The following is a 20,517-nucleotide window of genomic DNA, read 5'->3' as shown; positions in this document are numbered from 1 at the left end:
AGTGGAGGGGCAACCGACGTGAAAAAGACAGCCTCGACGCTACTCATTGTGGCGTTCGCCCTGCAGGTGGCTGCCAGCGGCGCATCTGAGTTGAACGACCGTTGCGAGCCAGGCATCAAGAACATCTACCCGTCACTGCCGGACGTTTCGCAGATGGCCGACGGGCCCCAGGCGCAAAGCAGCATCAAGGGCAGGGCCAATCTGACGAACAAGGCCTACAGCCAAAAGATCAAGGACATTGCCGTGCATTTTCCGGCCGGCTCCTATGACCCGGGTTCGATGGTGCGCCTTGGGTTGCCCTACGGCGGCATTGAATTCAAATCCCCACTGCCGCAACCGGGCAGGGAATGCCTGGTACTGACCTATGAGTTGAAGTTCGACAGGAATTTCGACTTTGTAAAAGGCGGCAAGCTCCCGGGCCTCTACGGTGGCACCGGCAATACGGGCGGCAAGATACCGAACGGCCATGACGGCTTTTCCACGCGCTACATCTGGAAAGAAAAGGGCGCCGGCGCCATTTACGCGTATTTGCCCACCAGTAAAACCTGGGGCACGGCAGTCGGGTTGGGTTCCTGGATCTTTACGGTGGGGCAATGGCACAGGTTGGAGCAACTGGTGAAGTTGAATACGCCGGGGCAGGCCGACGGTGTGATTTCCATTTGGTACGACAACCAGCTGGTGCACTCGGAAACCGGGCTGACGTTTAGAGACACGCCGGAGATTACCATCGACGGCTTGCTGTTTTCGACGTTCTTCGGTGGCAATAACCCGTCTTTCGCCACGCCGGTGAGTACCAATATCCGCTTCAGGAATTTTGTGATGAGTTCACAGCGCGTAACGGATACTTCAGGGCAGGGCGAGTAGATGAAGAACCTGAAACTGAACATCAAGAAGGCCGCTGTTGCGCTGTTCAATACGCTGCTCAGCCTGGCGTTGTTTTTCAATCTGCGACGCGCGTTGCTCCGGGCAACCGGATGCCGGGTGGGCGCCCGGACTACGATCCACCGCAACGTGGTGTTTTTCTCCTTCGGCAACTTCTCGGTCGGGAAAAACTGCACGGTCAATTACGACTGCTACCTGGATAACCGGGCGGGCATCCGCATCGGCGACAACGTCAATATTTCCCATAACACCCGGATTTATACGCTGGGCCACGATATTGATGACCCCATGAGTTGCCTGGTGGGGAAGCCGGTGTTGATTGAAGACAATGCCTGGATCTTTCCCAATGTGATGGTGATGCCAGGCGTCACCATCGGAACAGGCGCGGTTGTTTATCCGGGCAGTGTGGTCACGCGCAACGTTGCAGCGTATTCGATCGTGGGAGGCAATCCGGCCAAACATATCCGCTTCAGAAACAACACTATTCGATACAACGCCGACTTTCCGATCTGGTTTGCAGTGTAAGCAATCTCACTGGCCCCACCTTTATTTATGCAGGACTCTGACGTGAAATCATTAATGATTGCATGGATTGGCTATCAACGACGCGCCGATACCATGAAGCAATACTGGGCGTATGACATTCTGCATCTGCCCAACCAGTTCAAGAAGAAATCCGCGCGGCCGCTGGATTACTTGATCAAGTCGTTTAAAACCCTGAAGACCCTGTTGGCCGGTTCGCCTGACGTGCTGTGGGTGCAGTTGCCGCCGAGCCCGGTATTGCATATAGCACTGGCCTACAAGTTTATATTCAACCGGCGGCTGAAGATTATCGCCGATGCCCACAACAGCCTGTTGCGCAAACAATGGATAGGCTTTCCGGGCACGGTAGCGCTGTTGAATAGAATCGATGCCGTCGTCGTTCATAATTTTAAAGTCAAAGAAGAGTTGGCCGGCCTGGGCGTCAAGGACACCAATATCTTTATCCTGGAAGACTTGCCGTGTGACTTTCACGCGGCGCCCGCCAGTGAGCGCGAGACACCCTATGTACTGTTTCCGTGCTCGTTTGATATCGATGAACCGATCGAGATCGTGATCAACGCCGCCCGGGAAATGCCCGGTGTCGACTTCCTGATCACCGGCAAGCATCAGGGCAAGCTCTCCGAGGGGCTCGTGGCGTCACTCCCCGAGAACATCAAGCTGACCGGCTTCCTCAGCAAGGCGACCTTTGAACAGCTGCTGTGCCACGCGAATGTGGTGCTCGGCCTGACCACCCGCGACAACGTCCAGCTGAGCGTGGCCAACGAAGCGGTCAGCGCCGGCAGGCCGATGGCGCTTTCGAATACCACGGTACTGCGCTCGTTGTTTTCCGAGGCGGCGGTGTTTGTCGACACCCTGGACCCGCTGTCCATCAAGGCCGGCGTCGCGCAGCTCATCGCCAATCAAGAAACCTATAAAGAGAAATCGGCCTTGCTCAAAGCCAAGCGAATAACCCGCTGGAAAGGCCAGGCCCAACTGTTAAGAACTGCCGCCACTATTTAATGATGTCTATTACACCTGACAGGAAGGGAACCGTCATGAGTCAATCAAGTGATGTTTTATTGATTTGTTCTGGAGGTGGGCACTGGGTACAAATGAGCAAGTTGCTGCCTGCCTTCGACGGTCAAAAAGTTACCATCGCCACCGTGGATATCAGCATTGGCTCGCAGTATCCAACCCATGCCTTCGCGCAAGTCTCGGACTTTAATCGCAGTGAACCGTTGAAGATCATCAAGGGCTTTTGCCAGATCTTTGCGATCGTTTACCGCAGCAAGGCCAGGTACGTGATCTCCACCGGGGCGGCACCGGGGTTGCTGGGGCTGGTCGCGGGAAAACTGATGGGCAAAAAGACCCTGTGGATCGACAGCATTGCCAATCCCAAGAAGCTCTCGTTGTCCGGCAGGATCGCTGTGTATTTTGTCGATGAGTTGCTGACCCAGTGGCCCACGCTGTCGCAAAACAGCCGCGCCCAATATAAAGGGAGGATTGTATAAATGATATTTTGCAGCGTTGGCACTCAAGCACCCTTTGAAAGAATGCTCGGCTACTTGCATGAGTGGAGTCATGCAAACCCGCAGGTCCCGATTGTTGCCCAGGTGGGCAATAACGAAAATGACCTGGGGCGCATTACGGCTTACAAGACCATCGCCGAGCCGCTGTTTTCCAAAAACTTCAATGCGTCAAAGGTGATTGTTTCCCATGCGGGCATGGGCAATATCATTCGCTCCCTTGAACTGGGCAAACCGATTGTTATTGTCCCGCGCGACAGTCGGCGCGGTGAACACATCAATAATCACCAGTACGACACCGCCGAAAACTTTTCAGACCTTCCCTCTGTGTTTATCGCCCATGATAAAGATGCGTTCTTTTCGGCGATTGATTCGGCGCTTAACTACAGCAGTGCCGAAAGTTCACTGGACTTTACCGAAAGGGACCGCTTGATCAGTTATGTGAAGTCATTCACTTCTTAAGTTTCGGCTGTTTGTCAATCCGCTCTTATTGCCTTTAATCATCGAGTAATCGTTATGATCCCAGTTATATTGTCTGGCGGTTCAGGCACGCGCCTGTGGCCGCTTTCAAGAGCGCTTAAACCAAAGCAGTTTATTGCGCTGCACGGTGACTTGAGTTTGTTTCAAGCCACCTTGGATCGCATCAAGAACCTGTCGATAGAGGGCGAGACCGTCAGCCCGCCGATCATTGTGTGCAACGAAGAACACCGTTTCATCGTGGCCGAGCAAAGTCGATCACTGGACGTGATCCCGCAGAAAATCCTCCTTGAGCCGACCGCCCGCAACACCGCCCCGGCGATTGCGGCGGCAACCCTGTCGGCGCTGGCGGATGGGGACGATCCGATCCTGCTGGTGCTGGCGGCGGACCATGTGATCGGCGATACCCAAGCCTTTAATGCGGCCTTGACGCTGGCCAAGGTGGAAGTCAACAAAGGCAAGATCGTCACCTTCGGGGTTGTGCCCACCAAGCCGGAGACCGGCTACGGCTATATCCGTACTCAAGCGGCTGCGGTGGACGGCGCCGCGCATGTCGATGCCTTCGTGGAAAAGCCCGACCTGGCGACCGCGCAAGGCTACCTGGAACAAGGTAACTACTTCTGGAACAGCGGCATGTTCATGTTCCGCGCCTCGGTGATGAAGGCCGAGCTGGAGCGCCTGAGCCCGGAGATCATGGTGGCCGCGGAACTGTCCCTCTCCAACGCGGCCCATGACCAGGATTTCACCCGGCTCAGCCAGGTGGATTTTGTGAACGCACCCAATGTGTCGATCGATTACGCGGTGATGGAAAAGACCGACATCGCGTCGGTGGTCATCCTCGATTCGCCGTGGAGCGACCTGGGTGCCTGGGACTCAGTGTGGGAAGCGGGCCTCAAGGATCAGAACCAGAACTGCACCCAGGGCGACGTGCTGCTGCAGGACGTCACCAACAGCTATGTGCATGCCAGCCACCGCCTGGTCACGGTTGCAGGGATCAATGATGTGGTGGTCGTCGAGACCGCCGACGCGATTTTGGTGACCACCAAGGACCACGCGCAAGACGTCAAGAAAATAGTTGCGCAGCTGACTGAAAAGCACCGGATCGAGAGCACCAGCCACCGCGAAGTCTATCGGCCGTGGGGCAAATATGACTCGGTGGACCAGGGCTATCGGTACCAGGTGAAGCGGATCACGGTGAAGCCGGGGCACAAGCTGTCGGTGCAACTGCACCACCACCGGGCCGAGCACTGGATCGTGGTGTCCGGCACCGCGAATGTGCAAATCGCCGACAAGCAAGTGCTGCTGACCGAGAACCAGTCCACCTACATCCCCATTGGCGTTGTGCACTCCCTCGAAAACCCGGGGCGAATCCCGCTGGAGCTGATTGAAGTCCAATCGGGCTCGTACCTGGGCGAGGACGACATCATCCGCTTTGAAGACCGCTATGGCCGCCTCGAGCTTGTTTAAAGGAAGATTGAAATGAATGTAACTGTATTTGGAATCGGCTATGTGGGTCTGGTGCAGGCAGCGGTGCTGGCCGACGCGGGGCATGAGGTGTGTTGTGTCGACGTGGACGCGACTAAAGTCGAGAACCTCAAGGCCGGCATTATTCCGATCTTTGAGCCCGGGCTGAGTGCGCTCGTCCAGAAGAACCATGATGCCGGACGCTTGCACTTCACCACCGACGCCGCGCAAGGCGTGCGGCATGGAGAGGTGCAGTTCATCGCCGTGGGCACCCCGCCTGATGACGATGGCAGCGCCGACATCAAGTACGTGCTCTCCGTTGCCGCGACCATTGCGCTCAACATGACCGAGCCGAAGATTATCGTTAACAAGTCCACGGTGCCGGTGGGGACGGCGGACAAGGTCCGGGCGAAGGTGTCCGAGGTGTTGACGTCGCGGGGGCTTGAGGTGGAGTTCCACGTGATCTCGAACCCCGAGTTCCTCAAGGAAGGTTCGGCGGTCGCCGACTGCACCCGGCCCGACCGGATCATCATCGGCAGCGACAGCAGTTACGCCGTGGACCGCATGCGGGAGCTGTATGAACCCTTCAACCGCAACCACGAAAAGATCATCACGATGGACATCAGGAGTGCCGAGCTGACCAAGTACGCGGCCAACTGCCTGCTGGCCACCAAGATTTCCTTCATGAATGAAATGGCCAATTTCGCCGAACGCTTGGGCGCCGACATTGAGGCGGTTCGTAAAGGCATTGGCTCCGATCCACGGATCGGCTACGACTTTATCTACCCAGGCTGCGGTTATGGCGGCTCGTGCTTCCCGAAAGATGTGCAGGCGCTGGAGCGCACCGCGTCGTCGATCGGCTATCAGGCAACGCTGTTGTCTGCCGTCGAGGAAGTCAACAAGCGCCAGAAGCAGCACCTGTTCGGGCATATTCACCACCACTTCGGCGGCCAGCTGGAGGGCAAGACCTTCGCCATCTGGGGCCTGGCCTTCAAGCCCAATACGGATGACATGCGCGAAGCCTCGAGCCGCGTGTTGATCGAACAACTGCGCAGCGTGGGTGCCAGGGTACAGGCATTCGACCCCGAAGCGATGGCCGAGACCCAGCGCATTTACGGGATGAACGAAGACCTGTTGCTGATGGGCACCAAGGAAGCGGCGTTGCAAGGTGCCGATGCGCTGGTGATCGTGACCGAATGGCGGGAGTTCAAGGCCCCGGACCTGGACTTGATAAAAGAAAAACTGAGCACGCCGGTGATCTTTGACGGCCGCAATATATTTGATCCGCAGCGTATGAAAGCCAATGGTTTCGAGTATTACGGTATTGGTCGCGGGTTATCGGTACGCCCCGTTGTTTAATCCTGACGATTATTAACATTGGTGGTTTGAGCTATCCACAAGTGAGATGATTTCGAGGAGGTTAAGTGCGTGATCCAACAGGATCTTTGCGCAGTTTGCATAGCCTGTTTATCTCCGTTCCATCACTACGCCCTTATTGCATTATTTGATAAGGGGTAAATATCGAGAAGGAGTCTGATATGAGGAAAATACTGTTGGCCGGCGTGCTGGCCTTTAGCAGTACTGCGGCATTGGCGGCAGGTGAAGTCGCGAGCGAGGCCTTGAGCGATGCGGCCGGCGCGAGCGAGCCCCTGTCGTTGAGCACCCCGCTCGTGGGCGGCGTGACGCTCGGTGAAACCGTCGGGGTCGGTACCGCGGTAGTCGGCGCTGCGGCGGCGGCTTCCAACTCGGGCGGCAGTTCCAATGGCGGTACTTCCGGCACCGGCGGCACCACCGGTACAGGCGGTACCACCGGTACCAACTAATAACCCGCAATGTGTGTTGTTCAAGATCACCCGGAACTTCTGGGTGATCTTTTTTAGACTCGCCCTCGACTAGCGTAGTGCCATTATGATTCGTAGGTTACCTGTTCTTTTGCTGGCAAGTTTCAGCTTGCACGGCTGCATGTTTTCGCCTGGTCAACATATGGACACCAGTCAAATGTCCAGTGAGGGTTCTCCCGAAAGTACTCGGGTAGAGTTGATTCCCATCACCCCCAAATTGATTGCCATGGATGCCGCCACGCATGTTCGTGAATCGGTGCCGGCAGAACTGTTGTCTTATGTGCCCGGTGGCTATCGCGTCGGTGCCAATGACCTGTTGTTTATCACGGTTTGGGACCATCCCGAGTTGACGGCACCGTCCGGGCCGCAACAGCAGATCGACGCCAACGGGCGCCTGGTTCGCCCCGATGGCACGTTGTTTTATCCGTATATCGGCAACGTCCCGGTGGCCGGCAAGACCATCGAAGAGCTGCGGGCCTTTATCGCCGGGCGCTTGTCGCAATTTATTGAAAGCCCACAGGTCGACGTCAGCGTCCTGCGGTTTGCCAGCCAGACAGTGGTGGTGACCGGGGCGGTGATCAAGGCCGGGCAACAGCCGATCACTACCACGCCATTGAGCGCTGTCGAGGCCATTGGCGCTGCCGGTGTCGACCCCACGAATGCCGACCTCTCGAGCCTGACCCTGACGCGCGATGGCCGTGAGTACACGCTTGACCTGGACAGCCTCAATCGCCAGGGCTCGCAACTGCAGGGCATCTACCTCAAGGGCGGCGACCGGTTGTACCTGCCCTATAACGACCAGAAACGTGTCTATCTGATGGGCGAAGTCAATCAGCCCCGGGCCCTGAGCTTCAAGGGCAAGTCGATCAACCTGACCGATGCCCTGGGTACCGTAGGCGGCTTGAACCAGACCACTTCCAATGGCAATGCGGTCTATGTGATTCGCGGCGTGGACAACCTGGAAGCCGAACCGGCCAAGGTGTTCCAACTCGATGCCCAATCACCTTCCGCGCTGGTGCTGGCCACCCGGTTCGACTTGCAACCCCAGGACATCGTGTACGTCGGGCCGGCCGGCGTGACGCGCTGGAACCGCCTGATCAGCCAGTTGCTGCCGACCGCCAGTGCCATTGGGATTGGTGCCCGATCGGCCAATGACCTCAGTGAAGTCAACAGCAGATAAGGCGTTATCCCGTGGTGAAAATGTTGCCTACCAGCGCCTGCCTGTCGATGGCGCTCTTGTTGTGCGGGTGTAACCCGTTGATGAGGGCGTCGTGGTACACCCTCGAAACCTCTGTGACGGGCCCGGCCCCGATCAACGTGACCCGCGCCCAGGTCGACGCGGTGCCATACCCGCAGATCCTGGTGACCACCGCCGTCAGCGAGGGCGTGATGGCCATGGCCCGGCGCCGGGGCGACCTGCAGTTTTGGGTCGCTTCCGGCAAGCAAGTGGTGATGATGCGTGACGGCCTGGTGGTACGCACTGTCGGGCTGGGTGTTTCCCTGGATGGCACGCGTTTCAGTGGCGAATCGCCGTTCAAGCGCGGGCTCCAGCATCTGCCCGACGGCTACACCGGCACACGCTGGATCGACCTCTACGACGGCAACCGAATCGGTATCGCGGTCAACAGCCGTTTCAGCAGCCACGGTATCGAGACCCTCCGCATTCTGGACAAGGATTACGCCTTGCTGCGCATCGACGAGCAGGTGGACGCTCCCACCTTGAATTTCCGCGCCACCAACCATTATTGGGTCGACCCGCAGGATGGTTTCATCTGGCGCAGCGAGCAGCATTTGACGCCCCGGTTGGCTCTGAAAATCGTGCAGTTGCGTCCCGACCGGGAGGCAGCCCGATGAAGTGTTCGAAGCTTTTATGGCTGGGCCTGTTGCTGATCGGCCCCGGCACTGGCCAGGCGGCCGTTACAGTCAGTGGCGATGTGCGCAGCCCTGGCGCCTTCGAGGTCAAGCCGGGGGCGCGTTTGCTGGACGTTATTCGTGTGGCCCAACCCAATGCAGAAAGCTACTGGTTGGGCGCCGCGTGGCTGCACCAGTCGTTGGTGAGCACGCAGGAACGCTTGAAGGCAGGGGTTTTGTTCGATCTGAAACTGCTGCAACGAGGGGCCTTGCTGGATGACCGTGGCTCCCGGGCGGACTTGAGTGCGCGTCTGTATCGACAGGTCGAACAGTTGCCGGTCACCGGCCGCCAGGTGCAAGTGCTGGACCCGATCGCCGTGGAGACGGGGTTCGCGCGCAACGCATTGCTGGATGACGGGGACCGGCTGGTCTACCCCGTGAGGCCGTCCACCGTGCAGGTGCTCGGGGCGGTCGCGCAGTCCTGTGATGTGCCGTACCGGGCCATGCGCGAGGTGCGGGATTATGTTGGCGACTGCACGGTCCTCGATGACGCCGAGCGCGATGACCTGTGGCTGATCCAGCCCGACGGCCAGGTACGGCGCGTGGGCGTGGCGGCGTGGAATCGCGAGGACGGCGTGGTGGCGGCCCCCGGCAGCAGGATCCTGGTGCCGATCCGCAGCGACGACCTTGAGACGCCGACCCCTGATCTCAACCAACAACTGGCCGAGTTTTTCGCCACTCAACCGTTGGCTGAGGTGAACCCTTGAATTTACGTTTTGCGGCTGTACTGCTGTTGCCTTGCGGGTTGGCTCACGGTGACCCCCGTTACACCCAAAATGATTTCGGCGGCGTGGGCCTGCTACAGACCCCCACCGCACGCATGGCCCCGGCGGGAGAGTTGAGCGCCAACGCCAACCGCACCGATCCCTACTCACGCTACAGTTTTTCCCTGCAACCGTTTGATTGGCTGGAGGGTTCGTTTCGTTATACCGCCATCAGCAACCGCAGGTACGGCGCCGAGGCGTTGAGCGGAAGCCAGAGCTTCAAGGACAAGGCCATCGACTTCAAGGCGCGGCTCTGGGAGGAAAGCCGGTGGGCACCGCAGGTGGCTTTCGGTGCCCGGGACATCGGCGGTACCGGGCTGTTTTCCAGCGAATACTTTGTCGCCAACAAGCGCCACGGCAACCTGGATTTCAGCCTAGGCATCGCCTGGGGCTACCTGGGAAACCGAGGCGACTTCGGCAACCCGCTGTCGGTGTTCGGCAGCAAGTTCAACGACCGGCCCAAGAGCACTGCGGTCGTCGCCAGGGCAGGGGACGTGAACTCCAACGCCTATTTCAGGGGCCGCCCTTCGTTGTTCGGCGGGATCGCCTATCAAACGCCCTGGGAACCCCTGAGCCTGAAACTCGAATACGAGGGCAATGACTACAAGCACGAGCCGTTGGACAACCCGATCAAGCAGGACTCGCCGGTAAACATTGGCGTGGTCTATAAGCTGGCTGACAGCGTCGACCTGAGTGCGGCCTGGGAACGCGGGAATACCGCGATGTTCGGCATCACCCTGCACACCAACTTTGTCAGCCGCAAGGCACCGGTCAAGACCTATGACCCGCCCGCCGAACCGTTGCCGGCGCGCATGCCCACCACCCCGGCCGACCAGGTCAACTGGGCCAACGTCGCCGACAGGCTGCAGCAGAATGCCGGCTACAAGGTGGAGCGCATTGCCCGGCGCGGCTCGGAATTGATGGTGTATGGCGAGCAGCAACGCTACTTCTATTCAGCCAAGGCCGTGGGACGCGCCAGCCGGATTCTCGACAACAGCGCCAATCAGGATATCGACTGGTTCACCCTGGTGAACAAGCGCTATGACATGCCCATCGAAGAAACCAGCGTGCCCCGTGACACCTTCCGGGCCGTGGTGAACAACCAGCAACCGTTGACGGACCTGCACCGTAATACCGAGGTCAACCCGGCGGTTGCCCATCGGGAAACCACGCTCTACAGCAGACAATCCGAGCCGTTCAACTATGGCCTTGGCCTGGGTTACAAACAGAACATCGGTGGCCCCGACGGCTTGCTTTATCAGTTCACTGCCGACGCCGACGCGGAGTACCGTTTTACCCGCAATACCTGGTGGAGCGGCTTGCTCAGCGCCAACCTGCTGAACAACTACGACAAGTTCACCTACGACGCACCCAGCGGGTTGCCGCGAGTACGCACCGACCTGCGCCAATACATGACCACGTCCGATGTGACGATGCCGAACTTCCAGGTCAACCATGCGCAGCGCCTGGACCGCGACCTGTATGGCATGGTCTACGGCGGCTACCTGGAGTCCATGTACGCCGGGGTGGGCGGCGAGGTGTTGTTCCGGCCGGCGGGCAAGCACTGGTCAGTGGGCGCAGACCTGAACTTCGTGCGCCAGCGTGATTTCAACCAGGGCTTCGGCCTGCGGGATTACCAGACCATCACCGGCCATGTCACCAGCTATACCGAGCTGCCCTATGACACCCTGGCCGCCGTCAGTGTGGGGCGTTACCTGGCGCGGGACTGGGGCACCACTGTCGACATCTCGCGCCAGTTCAAGAACGGCGTGAAGTTTGGTGGCTGGGTGACGCTGACCACCGCCTCGAAGGAAGAATATGGCGAAGGCAGCTTCGACAAGGGTATCTATATTTCCGTCCCCTTCGACGAATTGATGAGCACCTCGACGATGCGTCGGGCCAACGTCGTATGGGCGCCACTGACCCGTGACGGCGGCGCACGCCTGAACCGCGGCTATTCGCTGCAGACCATGACCGACGGGCGTGACAGCGAGTTGTTCTACAACAACTTCGAGAAGATCACTGAGTGACGGTGCGGCATCTGCCGACCAGGTTGTCGACTGCCCGGCGTTGAATGCGCCGGGCAGTCGCCACGCCGAACGCTACAGCGCCAGGTGCAATGCCGGCGCGCAACACTTGCCTGACTTTCCTCTTTGATGACTATGCGAATGGCCCGGGCCCGGGCGTTGCTGTGGGCGCTATCGTTGCGCCTTGCGGGGAGTGGTGGCGGGGAGGGCGCAAAGCGCGCCTGGTGCCCCGCGCCGCCGATGCAGCGGCACGGGGAAGGGCGGGGTCAGTAGATGTCTTTGGACAGCAGGGTAAACGGCGTCTTGAACAGGATCTTGATGTCCAGCCACAGCGACCAGTTGTTGATATAGCGCAGGTCGATATCGACGCGTTGCTGCATCTTCTCCAGGGTCTCGGTTTCACCCCGGCAGCCATTGACCTGCGCCAGGCCGGTGATGCCGGGCTTGATGCGATGCCGCGCCATGTACGCGCGAATCTTGCCCGAGTAGTAGTCATTGTGGGCGACGGCATGCGGGCGTGGGCCGACCAGTGCCATATGCCCTTGCAGCACGTTGAACAGCTGGGGCAGCTCGTCGATGGAGGTGCGGCGGATAAATCGCCCTACGGGGGTAATGCGTGAGTCGTTGCGGCTCGCCTGGCGCACTTCGTGGTCGTCATGCACGCGCATCGAGCGGAACTTCCAGACCTTGATCACCTCGCCGTTCCAGCCGTGACGATCCTGCTTGAAAATTACCGGGCCGGGAGAGGTAAGTTTGATCAGCAGGGCGAACAGCAGCAGCAACGGGCTGAGCAGGATGATCGCCAACAGGGCCAGGCTCTTGTCCAGCAGCGACTTGCTCAGTGCTGCGGTCGGCCGGCTGGTCAGCGGGCTTTCATTGAGGAAGATCGCGGGTAATCCATCCACCTCGGCCACGCTGTGGTTGAGCAGCAGCATGTTGTTGAGGTCGGGGACCCAGATCACGTCCACGCTGATCTCCAGCAGGTTGAGGTACAGCGCCTCGATGTGGGTCGCTTCCTGGAGAGAGTGAGTGATGTACAGGCGGCGGATACCGTGCTGGCGGATCAGCGCGGGAAGATCGGGCAAGTCACCGAGGATCTGAGGCTGGGTGCCGGCCTGGGGGGCGGTGGTGCGGGGACCTACGAGACCGACCAGAGGGGAGCGTTTTTGCCTGGCGAGAGTATTGGCCAAGTCGGTTGCAAGTTTTCCTGTACCAATAATCAGCGATTTCTGGCGCTCATGTAGTTGCCGGTGGTAGTACCTGGATAGACTGTGAATGGGAATGTAGCAAAGGGCTAGTATTGGATAGCTGACAGCAGCCCAGAGTAGCAGGATCTCGAAGGGAAACAGCGAACTGGCATTACAGGCTATGCCGACCGCGAACAATATGCCCAGGGTCAATAACCAGCCGGTGAATAATCGTCCCAGCCCAACAAAAAAGTCATCTTTTTTGCTATAGACGTCACATAACATGTAGGCCGGTATAGAGGCCAGTATTGTAATGGCTGCCAATATCCGGTAGTGGGATTCCAATTGCCCGGTCTTGAAAAGTACCAGTGAAAACAAAAGTACAACGACCACACTCAGGGCAATTGCCCACTGTCCCCAAAAGGTCAGGCCTTTGGGTGTAAGGTTACGATGCATTCTTCTGTTGTTAAGCATACTTCTGCTCCCTGTGGTATCCACTCACGTGCTGGCAGGTTAAAGCGAGGCGTGGTTTTAATGACTATCAAATGGCAGGCGCACGCGTAGGCGTGCGTATTGATAGTAATAAATGGCAGGGAGCAATGGCTGACGACTTATAACGCGGTCATGTTGTTATAAAATGGCAGATAGAAAGGCGTTCTAATAGGCAGGGTGAATTGTAATTTTTATGAAATAATTATTGTTCTGTGACGTTTGCGCGACTGCTCAGCGGGCTTTTTATTTTTTGTGTCAGGCAGTAGCCACGGTTACGCACCGCGCGGAACAGGCGTTCGCCATCATTCACGCGCTTGAACTTGTCCTGCAATCGGCTAAGACACATTTCAAGCCCGCGATAGAGGTCGGGCTCACGTCCGATGTTGCGGATAAGTTCTTCCTTGCTGACCACACGTTCTTCATGGTTCAACATTTTCTTGATCAATGCCGACTCAATAGTGGTCAAGGAAATGCGTAGCCCACCTTTCACCAGCGCACGATCTTGCTGGGTAAGTAGCCAGACATCGGGGCCGCGTAATGCAGAGGATGAGTTAACTGTTTCCGCGGTGGTGTTATTCAGGTCCGTGTGTGTGACGTCTGATTTTAGAGCCGTGATGCTAGGTTTTTTTGATGCGTCGTAAAGTTGTCGGGTCAGCCGATTACTGGCTTCGTAAAGTCTTTTGGCGGCGACATAGTTACTGAGCCACAGATTGAAATTCTGCTCTTTGGTAACGGCGTAGGAACTGGTCGAAGCGTCCGATGTTTTTTCCACGGTTTCGATCAGCGGCCCGCTGTCGACGTCGTAATGTAAAAATGCCACATTTGGCGTGAAATCGTGCAGTGCGATTGACGGGTACGTCGATGTAAATGTGTGTTTCTTGAGAGAACTCATGGCATTCACCGATTCCAGGAAAGTACGGGGGTTCATAAACTATCAGCAGGGGAGAAGTAGGGGCCCTGAAAATAGTCAAAAGGCAAGCGTCTGGCGAGAAGTGCGCTGTCGGCGTGCTCGACGTTGTCGGCGATGAAGGAGACCCGGGTGGTGCTCATCAGCCCCAGCATCTGGTCGTAAAGCCGGTCGAACAGGCCCGAGCGGGTGTTCAGACTGAGCCTGAGGGCCGAGTCTGGAAAAGGCATTTTTATATAGTCATAAAGACTCAAGTCGATCAGCAGGTCGGTGTTTTTTGTATTTAATGTGTAATTGTTATAGGCAAGCTTCAGGTTGCTCTGGTCTTTCAGGCTATACAGTTGACGGATCATGCTCCGGCGTTCCAGCGGGCCCGGAAGGGTGTCCAGTGTGTTTTCAACGCTGACAATGAGTTGTTGTCTGTTTTTTTCCAGCGTGTGTGAAGTATCGATAATTTCCTTGAGCAGGTCCTCATTCATCAACAGCGATTGCTCAACTCGGAAAAACTTGTGGAGGCCCGGGCTTTTGTCCGCGCGCAAACGTTTACTTGTGCGGGCAAATGAACTCGGCCTGGCATGTTGCAGGGCTTCGCTGTAGGCGTCTTTAAGTTGTTCGGAATAAAACGGGCAGGCGTCATCACGCGGGCTGTCGAGCGCAGGCTCGGCGTGGACGCGGATCTCACTGCCCCACAACGTGCAACTTCGTTCAAGTATCGCTTGCCGCGAAAAGGTGAAGCAGGCTGACGCCTCACGTAATAAGATTCCGCTATTCACGGTTCGACCGCTCCCTGACGGGGTGGATATGATTAACCGAAGCCAGCCCTCTGCTTAGTTTGTAGCCGTAACCGCGAATGCTCTGAATTATATTGCTTCCGTAATGTGATTTTATTTTGCCACGTAACCGGCTAATCGATTTTTCGAGGGCCCTTGAATCATAAAATCGGGGATTCAGCCCCATTACCACGGCGATTTCATCATGGCTGAGCAATCGATTATGAATGAGCGCTTCCAGTACTTTCATTTCGACAAAGGACACTTCGAGCTTTTTGCCACCCCCGTAGATGCACATGCGGTCCTGATCGAGTAGCAAATCAGTATTACTTAGCCAGTATGTCTCGCTGAGGAACGCGGCAAACAGGGCAAGTTTTTTCTCGGGCGAGCTCTCGACGACCTTTATGCAGTAATCGGCGCCTGCGAGATAATATTTGGTTTTGCTTAGTGTAGTGGCGAAGGTGACAACCAGGAAAATGGTGCTGCCAGGATTTTCCGATCTGGTTTTTTTAATGATGTCCAGCGTTTGGGTGCTGGCAGAGGGGGTGTCGATCTCTATGATGATGGCACGGTAATGTCCATGGCTTGCATAGGGACCGATTAGTTGGCCGTAGGAGCGTGTATCGACTTTTAGATTTTTCGGTACAGTACGAACTATAAGCTCGCTGAAGTCCTCGGATTTCGATGGGGTCCGTGCAATAGCGAGGACGTTGGAAAAATGCATCACGTTGCTCCCTTTTCCGGCATGCGAGGCCGTCAATTCAATCGCTGCAGGCGTTTAGATGTTAATCGAATTGAATACGCCAAAACGTGACAAATTTTAACATTCGGCACTTTATTTGCGGGGGGTAAGGCGGATTTCAGGCGGGTGTTGAGAGCGGGTTTGTGGACGGGAGTACTCATATGCTAGTGCAAATTTTTTAGTGTGCGATAAGTATTTTAGGCGGGTTGATTTTTTTTGGCTGGAATGATTTAAGCCTTCTAGTCCCTAGCTCTAAAAATGCTTATACGTGACTATTTATAATAATCCAGCAAGGCGATAGCGGGCGTCGTGTGCTGGGGTATGCTCGCGCGGTCAGCCAGGTAGCGCGCCGGCGGTTGGCCGATGGCCTTGCGGAACATGGTGATAAAGCCGCTGGCGTTTTCATAGCCGAGGTCCAGTGCCACCGTCTGCACACTTTCGCCTTTCGCCAGGCGCTGCAGTGACAGGATCACATGCAGTTGCCTGCGCCAGCGGCCGAAACTCAGGCCGATCTCCTCCAGCAACAAGCGCGTCATGCTGCGTTCGCTCATGCCGATGCGTACGGCCCATTCGCCCAGGGTGGCCTTGTCGCTGGGGTTGGCCAGCAAACTGTCAGCCAGGCGCCGCAGCCGAGTGTCCCGGGGCATGGGCAGGTGCAGGGCCTCCACCGGTGCCAGTGCCAGTTCGTCCAGCAGCGTGGCCACCAACCGGCCCTGGGCGCCCTCGGTGTCGTACAGCGGCGGGAAGCTGACGGCCTTGCTGATCAATTCGTGTAACAACGGCGATACCGCCAGGGTGCAGCATTGCCGGGGCAGGGCGCCGGCAGCGTCGGGGTCGACCAACAGACAGTAGACATCCGCTGCCCCCGACCCGCGCGCGGCATGGGAAAGGCCGCCCGGAATCCACAACGCGCACTGGGGGGGCACGATCCAGATACCTTCTTCGATGACGCAATGAATCACCCCGCGCAACGTGTACATCAACTGGCCTTTGCGGTGCTGGTGCGGTGCGTGCTCCCAACTCGCAGAGGTGCTTGAGGCGCTCACTGCAACCACCGCACGGGGGATCGCATCGGCGAGGGCCGGGCGCAAGGGGTCACGGGTTTCGAGGCGGTGGTTGTACATGGCGGCGCGGCGTCTTGGCTGGAATGCGAAACATTCTGGCCATTCTGTGCAATGGCGTCCAGTGATGGCGTGGCTATCATGAGAAACATTCTCGTTAAAGGAGCTTCCCATGCAACTCGACAGTTCAACATTCCCCGTGGTGAAAATCGTGTTTGACGCCCCTAGCGACACTCCCCCGCAAGATACCTTTGGCGCATTCGAGGCCTTGTTGCAGCGCGAGGAACCCTTCGTCCTGCTGCACGAGAAAGCCGTGGATGAAAGCACTCACGAGCACTCCCACGAAGAACGCAAACAGGCCTCGATCTGGATGAAGAAGCACAAGGTGGCCCTGCGTACTTTCGTCAAAGGCATGATTCAGGTGGAGCCCAGCGCAGCCAAGCGCCTGGCGCTCAAGCCGTTTGCCGTGATGTTCGGCAAGGCGTGGGGCTACCCGTTGCTGGTGGTGGAATCCACGGATCAGGCCTGGGCATTGGCGCGGGACGTGCTGGATACCCAGGTGTCGGATGTGGCGCACTATTGAGTGTGGGGCGCTGCCGTGCTGTCGCGTACTGTGAGTTCGAACGGCACCACTACCTGACGCTCCGGCAGCGGCGTTTTCTCGATCAGTGCGATGAGCATCTCGACGGCCTTGCGGCCGAAGATTTCGGCAGGCTGGGCAATAGTGGTCAGCGGCGGGTCGCAGTAGGCCGCGAAGGGGATGTCATCAAAGCCCACCAGGGAAATATCCTGGGGCACGCGCAGGCCCTGTTGCTTGATGCGCTTCAAGGCGCCGATGGCCATTTCGTCGTTCTCGCAGAACAGCGCAGTGGGCCGCTTGGGCAGGGCGAGCATGTTGCCTGCGCCCTCGAAACCGGCGTGCAGGGTGAAGTCGCCGTGGCAGATAAGCGCCGGGTCGCGGGGGATGCCCGCCGCGAGCAAGGCATCTTCATAACCGGCCACGCGGTCACGGGTCAGTGGGCTGCTTTTCGGGCCTTTGATCAAGCCGATGCGGCGGTGGCCGAGGTCGATCAAGTGCTGGGTCATGGCCCGGGCGGCGCCACGGTTGTCGAGGCTGATGGTGGGGTGGCGACCGTCCTGGATCACCTCGCAGGCGTTCACCAGTGGCGGTGAGTCGCTGCAGTCGCTGAACGGGTCCGAGGCCCGCAACTGAATCACACCATCGGCCTGATGGGCGTGGACCAGTTCGGCGAACTGTTTTTCGATTTCTGCCTGGCCCCGGGTGTCGCACAACAGCAATCGATAACCCGATGCCTGCGCCGCTTGCTGTGCACCGCTGATGACCCGGGCGAAGAACGTGTTGGCAATCGCCGGCACCAGGATCACCAGGTTGCCGGTGCGCCGCGAACGGAATTGCACCGCCATGCGGTTCGGCCGGTAACCGGTCTGTTCCACGGCGGCGTTGACCTTGTCGCGGGTCTCGGGCAACACGCGTTCAGGGCTGGCCAGGGTTCTGGACACGGTGGCCACCGAGACCCCGGCCAGCCGGGCGACTTCACGAATATTGGACAAGACCACCTCGTTATCAGAACAGCAGCCTGCAAGTTTACCGCAGTCGGGGTTTGACACCGCGAGCAACCAGGCCTAAATTTCCGGCACGATGTAACCGGTTACATCATGATCGGTAATTGCCCATAAAGAGAAGACTTGCGATGACGGTTGCTGTGCAAAAAATAAGAATGGGCTTTGTTGGCGGCGGCGAAGGCGCCTTCATCGGCCAGGCTCACCGCCAGGCGGCGGGGCTGGATGGGTGTTATGAACTGGTGTGCGGTGCCTTCAGCCGTGAGCCCGAGAACAACCGGAGCACCGGCAATGCGCTGGGCCTGCCCGCGTCCCGCTGTTACAGCGAATGGCAGCAGATGCTCGCCGGCGAACAGGCGCTCCCGGCCGAGCAGCGCATGCAGCTGCTGGTGATCGTCACCCCCAATCATCTGCATGCACCGATTGCGACCCAGGCGCTGCAGGCGGGCTTCCACGTGTTCAGCGAGAAGCCGGCCGCGCTCAATCTTGCTGAAGTGCAGGCGCTGGCAGACGTTGTCAAAAACGGTTCCGGGCTTTATGGGCTGGCACACACCTACCTGGGTTACCCGATGGTGTGGCAGGCCCGCGACATGGTGCGCAATGGCGTGATCGGCGCGTTGCGCAAAGTGATCGTCGAGTACCCACAAGGCTGGCTCAGCCAGGACGTGGCCGGGCAGGGCAACAAACAGGCGGACTGGCGCAGCCGGCCCGAACTCTCGGGACTGGGCGGCTGCATCGGCGACATCGGCACCCACGCCTTTTCCCTGGCCGAGTTCATCGCCGACCAACCGATCGAACAGCTTTGCGCGAACCTGGGCATCCATGTACCCGGCCGGCAACTGGATGACGATGCCGCCATGCTGTTCAAGATGGCCTCCGGCGCCAGCGGCGTGCTGATCGCCAGCCAAGTGTGTGCCGGTGAAGAGAACCCGCTGAAGATCCGCCTCTATGGCGACAAGGGCGGCCTGGAATGGCGCCAGGAAGAACCCGCCAGTCTGATCCATCGTTCCCTCGACCAACCGCTGCGCATCCTGCGTTCCGGCGTCGGCCAGCCCTGGCTGTGCGACGCGGCATTGCAGCGCATGCGCCTGCCGGCCGGGCATCCCGAGGGTTACCTGGAAGCCATGGCCAACCTCTACCGCGACTTCGCCAAGGCCATTCGCCAAGGCACCGAGGCCGTTGGCGTACCCGGCATCGAAGTCGGCGTGCGCGGCATGGCCTTTATCGAAGCCGTGATCGCCAACCATCACGGCGAGGCGAAGTGGACCACCTTGGCGAACCACCCATGAAGGAGACTACAGACATGCGCGGCCCAGGCATTTTTCTCGCCCAGTTCATCTCGGACGAAGCGCCTTTCGACACCCTGGCCAACATCGCCCAATGGGCGGCGTCCCAGGGCTACAAGGCGATCCAGTTGCCCACACTCGGCACCCGCTACATTGACCTGGCCCGCGCTGCAGAAAGCCAGGCCTACTGCGATGAACTCAAGGCGACCTGCGCCCATGCCGGCGTCGAAATCAGCGAGCTATCGACCCACCTGCAGGGCCAACTTGTGGCCGTGCACCCGGCATTCGACACGCTGTTCGACGACTTCGCCCCGGCCCATCTGCGCGGCCAGCCCCAGGCACGGACCGAGTGGGCCATCGACCAATTGAAACTCGCCGCCCGCGCCAGCCAGCGCCTTGGCTTGACGGCCCACGCGACCTTCTCCGGCGCGCTGCTCTGGCCGTACATCTACCCCTGGCCACAACGCCCCGGCGGCCTGGTGGAGCAAGGCTTTGCCGAGTTGGCCAAGCGCTGGCTGCCGATTCTCGATTGCTTCGAGGCGGCCGGCGTCGACCTGTGCTACGAAATCCACCCCGGCGAAGACCTTCACGACGGCGCCTCTTTCGAGCGCTTCCTCGAAGCCGTCGACCACCATCCCCGGGCCAACATTCTCTACGACCCCAGCCACCTGCTGCTGCAGCAAATGGATTACCTGGGCTTCATCGACCGCTACCACGCGCGCATTCGCATGTTCCACGTCAAGGACGCCGAGTTTCGCCCCGACGCGCGCTCCGGCGTGTATGGCGGCTACCAAGGATGGGTCGACCGCCCTGGCCGTTTTCGCTCATTGGGCGATGGCCAGATCGACTTCAAATCGATCTTCAGCAAGCTCACCCAGTACGACTTCCACGGCTGGGCCGTGCTGGAGTGGGAGTGCTGCCTGAAGGACGCGCAACAAGGCGCGGCAGAAGGGGCGGAGTTCATCCGCCAGCACATGATCCGCAAGACCAGCAAGGCATTCGATGACTTCGCCGGCGTGACATCCGACGAGCAATCCAACCGACGGCTGCTGGGCCTGCCCGACGCCTGAACAGCGC

The 20,517-nt window shown here is 58.6% G+C and carries 21 protein-coding genes; 15 read left to right on the top strand and 6 right to left on the bottom strand.

What is annotated here, in order from left to right; all coding sequences use genetic code 11:
* Nucleotides 1-18: 18 nt before the first annotated feature.
* The 12 genes from HX873_RS26480 (at nt 19) to HX873_RS26425 (ending at nt 11,417) form a co-directional block, all read left to right on the top strand.
* Complete coding sequence (locus tag HX873_RS26480; RefSeq protein ID WP_256662413.1) at nt 19-864, top strand: polysaccharide lyase; 846 nt, start codon at nt 19-21, stop codon at nt 862-864.
* Nucleotides 865-1,407, top strand: coding sequence for a DapH/DapD/GlmU-related protein (locus tag HX873_RS26475; protein ID WP_102368815.1), 543 nt, complete (start codon nt 865-867; stop codon nt 1,405-1,407). It abuts the gene before it with no gap.
* A gap of 54 nt (nt 1,408-1,461) precedes the next feature.
* Nucleotides 1,462-2,424: a glycosyltransferase family 1 protein gene (locus tag HX873_RS26470; protein ID WP_177123432.1), complete on the top strand. Its 963-nt coding sequence runs from the start codon at nt 1,462-1,464 to the stop codon at nt 2,422-2,424.
* A gap of 92 nt (nt 2,425-2,516) precedes the next feature.
* On the top strand, nt 2,517-2,915 hold the full coding sequence (locus HX873_RS26465; RefSeq protein WP_177123431.1) for a polysaccharide biosynthesis protein: 399 nt from the start codon (nt 2,517-2,519) through the stop codon (nt 2,913-2,915).
* Entirely contained in the window at nt 2,916-3,392 is a 477-nt protein-coding gene (locus HX873_RS26460) for a glycosyltransferase (protein ID WP_003211352.1), read from the top strand. It begins immediately after the preceding gene.
* Nucleotides 3,393-3,446: 54 nt separating this feature from the next.
* Nucleotides 3,447-4,874 carry a mannose-1-phosphate guanylyltransferase/mannose-6-phosphate isomerase gene (locus tag HX873_RS26455; protein WP_032899404.1) on the top strand — a complete coding sequence of 476 codons (1,428 nt, stop codon included), beginning with the start codon at nt 3,447-3,449 and terminating at the stop codon, nt 4,872-4,874.
* A 12-nt stretch (nt 4,875-4,886) separates the two neighbouring features.
* Nucleotides 4,887-6,230 (top strand): UDP-glucose/GDP-mannose dehydrogenase family protein, encoded by a 1,344-nt coding sequence (locus tag HX873_RS26450; protein WP_003211357.1) that lies wholly within the window; start codon nt 4,887-4,889, stop codon nt 6,228-6,230.
* A 179-nt stretch (nt 6,231-6,409) separates the two neighbouring features.
* Nucleotides 6,410-6,694, top strand: a complete 285-nt coding sequence (locus HX873_RS26445; protein ID WP_003211359.1) for a hypothetical protein — start codon at nt 6,410-6,412, stop codon at nt 6,692-6,694.
* Between the two features lie 85 nt (nt 6,695-6,779).
* On the top strand, nt 6,780-7,892 hold the full coding sequence (locus HX873_RS26440; RefSeq protein WP_134326351.1) for a polysaccharide export protein: 1,113 nt from the start codon (nt 6,780-6,782) through the stop codon (nt 7,890-7,892).
* A gap of 14 nt (nt 7,893-7,906) precedes the next feature.
* Nucleotides 7,907-8,566, top strand: a complete 660-nt coding sequence (locus HX873_RS26435; RefSeq protein WP_032899416.1) for a YjbF family lipoprotein — start codon at nt 7,907-7,909, stop codon at nt 8,564-8,566.
* Nucleotides 8,563-9,330, top strand: coding sequence for a capsule biosynthesis GfcC family protein (locus tag HX873_RS26430; RefSeq protein ID WP_134326352.1), 768 nt, complete (start codon nt 8,563-8,565; stop codon nt 9,328-9,330). Before HX873_RS26435 ends, HX873_RS26430 begins: the two co-directional genes overlap by 4 nt.
* Nucleotides 9,327-11,417: a YjbH domain-containing protein gene (locus tag HX873_RS26425; protein ID WP_177039864.1), complete on the top strand. Its 2,091-nt coding sequence runs from the start codon at nt 9,327-9,329 to the stop codon at nt 11,415-11,417. Before HX873_RS26430 ends, HX873_RS26425 begins: the two co-directional genes overlap by 4 nt.
* Before the next feature lie 263 nt (nt 11,418-11,680).
* Here HX873_RS26425 and HX873_RS26420 read toward each other — a convergent pair whose 3' ends face one another.
* The 5 genes from HX873_RS26420 to HX873_RS26400 all read right to left on the bottom strand — a co-directional run bounded on the left by HX873_RS26420 (nt 11,681) and on the right by HX873_RS26400 (nt 16,636).
* Entirely contained in the window at nt 11,681-13,075 is a 1,395-nt protein-coding gene (locus tag HX873_RS26420) for an undecaprenyl-phosphate glucose phosphotransferase (protein WP_256344726.1), read from the bottom strand.
* Nucleotides 13,076-13,295: 220 nt separating this feature from the next.
* Nucleotides 13,296-13,985 carry a winged helix-turn-helix domain-containing protein gene (locus HX873_RS26415; protein WP_177008622.1) on the bottom strand — a complete coding sequence of 230 codons (690 nt, stop codon included), beginning with the start codon at nt 13,983-13,985 and terminating at the stop codon, nt 13,296-13,298.
* A gap of 32 nt (nt 13,986-14,017) precedes the next feature.
* Nucleotides 14,018-14,773, bottom strand: coding sequence for a hypothetical protein (locus HX873_RS31645; protein ID WP_177123430.1), 756 nt, complete (start codon nt 14,771-14,773; stop codon nt 14,018-14,020).
* A complete protein-coding gene (locus HX873_RS26405) occupies nt 14,766-15,494 on the bottom strand; it encodes a winged helix-turn-helix domain-containing protein (RefSeq protein ID WP_003211381.1) in 729 nt (242 codons plus the stop codon). Before HX873_RS26405 ends, HX873_RS31645 begins: the two co-directional genes overlap by 8 nt.
* Nucleotides 15,495-15,784: 290 nt before the next feature.
* Nucleotides 15,785-16,636 (bottom strand): helix-turn-helix domain-containing protein, encoded by an 852-nt coding sequence (locus HX873_RS26400; protein ID WP_008435424.1) that lies wholly within the window; start codon nt 16,634-16,636, stop codon nt 15,785-15,787.
* Between the two features lie 109 nt (nt 16,637-16,745).
* On the opposite strand from HX873_RS26400, the gene HX873_RS26395 reads away from it, so the two are divergent.
* Nucleotides 16,746-17,156: a hypothetical protein gene (locus HX873_RS26395; RefSeq protein ID WP_003211385.1), complete on the top strand. Its 411-nt coding sequence runs from the start codon at nt 16,746-16,748 to the stop codon at nt 17,154-17,156.
* Here the strand turns inward: HX873_RS26395 and HX873_RS26390 are convergent.
* Nucleotides 17,150-18,145, bottom strand: a complete 996-nt coding sequence (locus HX873_RS26390; protein WP_177123429.1) for a LacI family DNA-binding transcriptional regulator — start codon at nt 18,143-18,145, stop codon at nt 17,150-17,152. The two genes, HX873_RS26395 and HX873_RS26390, sit on opposite strands and share 7 nt — an antisense overlap.
* A 167-nt stretch (nt 18,146-18,312) precedes the next feature.
* Here HX873_RS26390 and HX873_RS26385 point away from each other — a divergent pair, with 167 nt between their 5' ends.
* Complete coding sequence (locus tag HX873_RS26385; protein ID WP_177123438.1) at nt 18,313-19,443, top strand: Gfo/Idh/MocA family protein; 1,131 nt, start codon at nt 18,313-18,315, stop codon at nt 19,441-19,443.
* A gap of 14 nt (nt 19,444-19,457) precedes the next feature.
* On the top strand, nt 19,458-20,510 hold the full coding sequence (locus tag HX873_RS26380) for a sugar phosphate isomerase/epimerase (RefSeq protein ID WP_177123428.1): 1,053 nt from the start codon (nt 19,458-19,460) through the stop codon (nt 20,508-20,510).
* Nucleotides 20,511-20,517: the final 7 nt, after the last annotated feature.

The sequence above is a fragment of the Pseudomonas sp. P7758 genome, assembly GCF_013386485.1.
Lineage (GTDB): Bacteria > Pseudomonadota > Gammaproteobacteria > Pseudomonadales > Pseudomonadaceae > Aquipseudomonas.
This window is presented reverse-complemented; position numbering and strand designations above follow the sequence as displayed.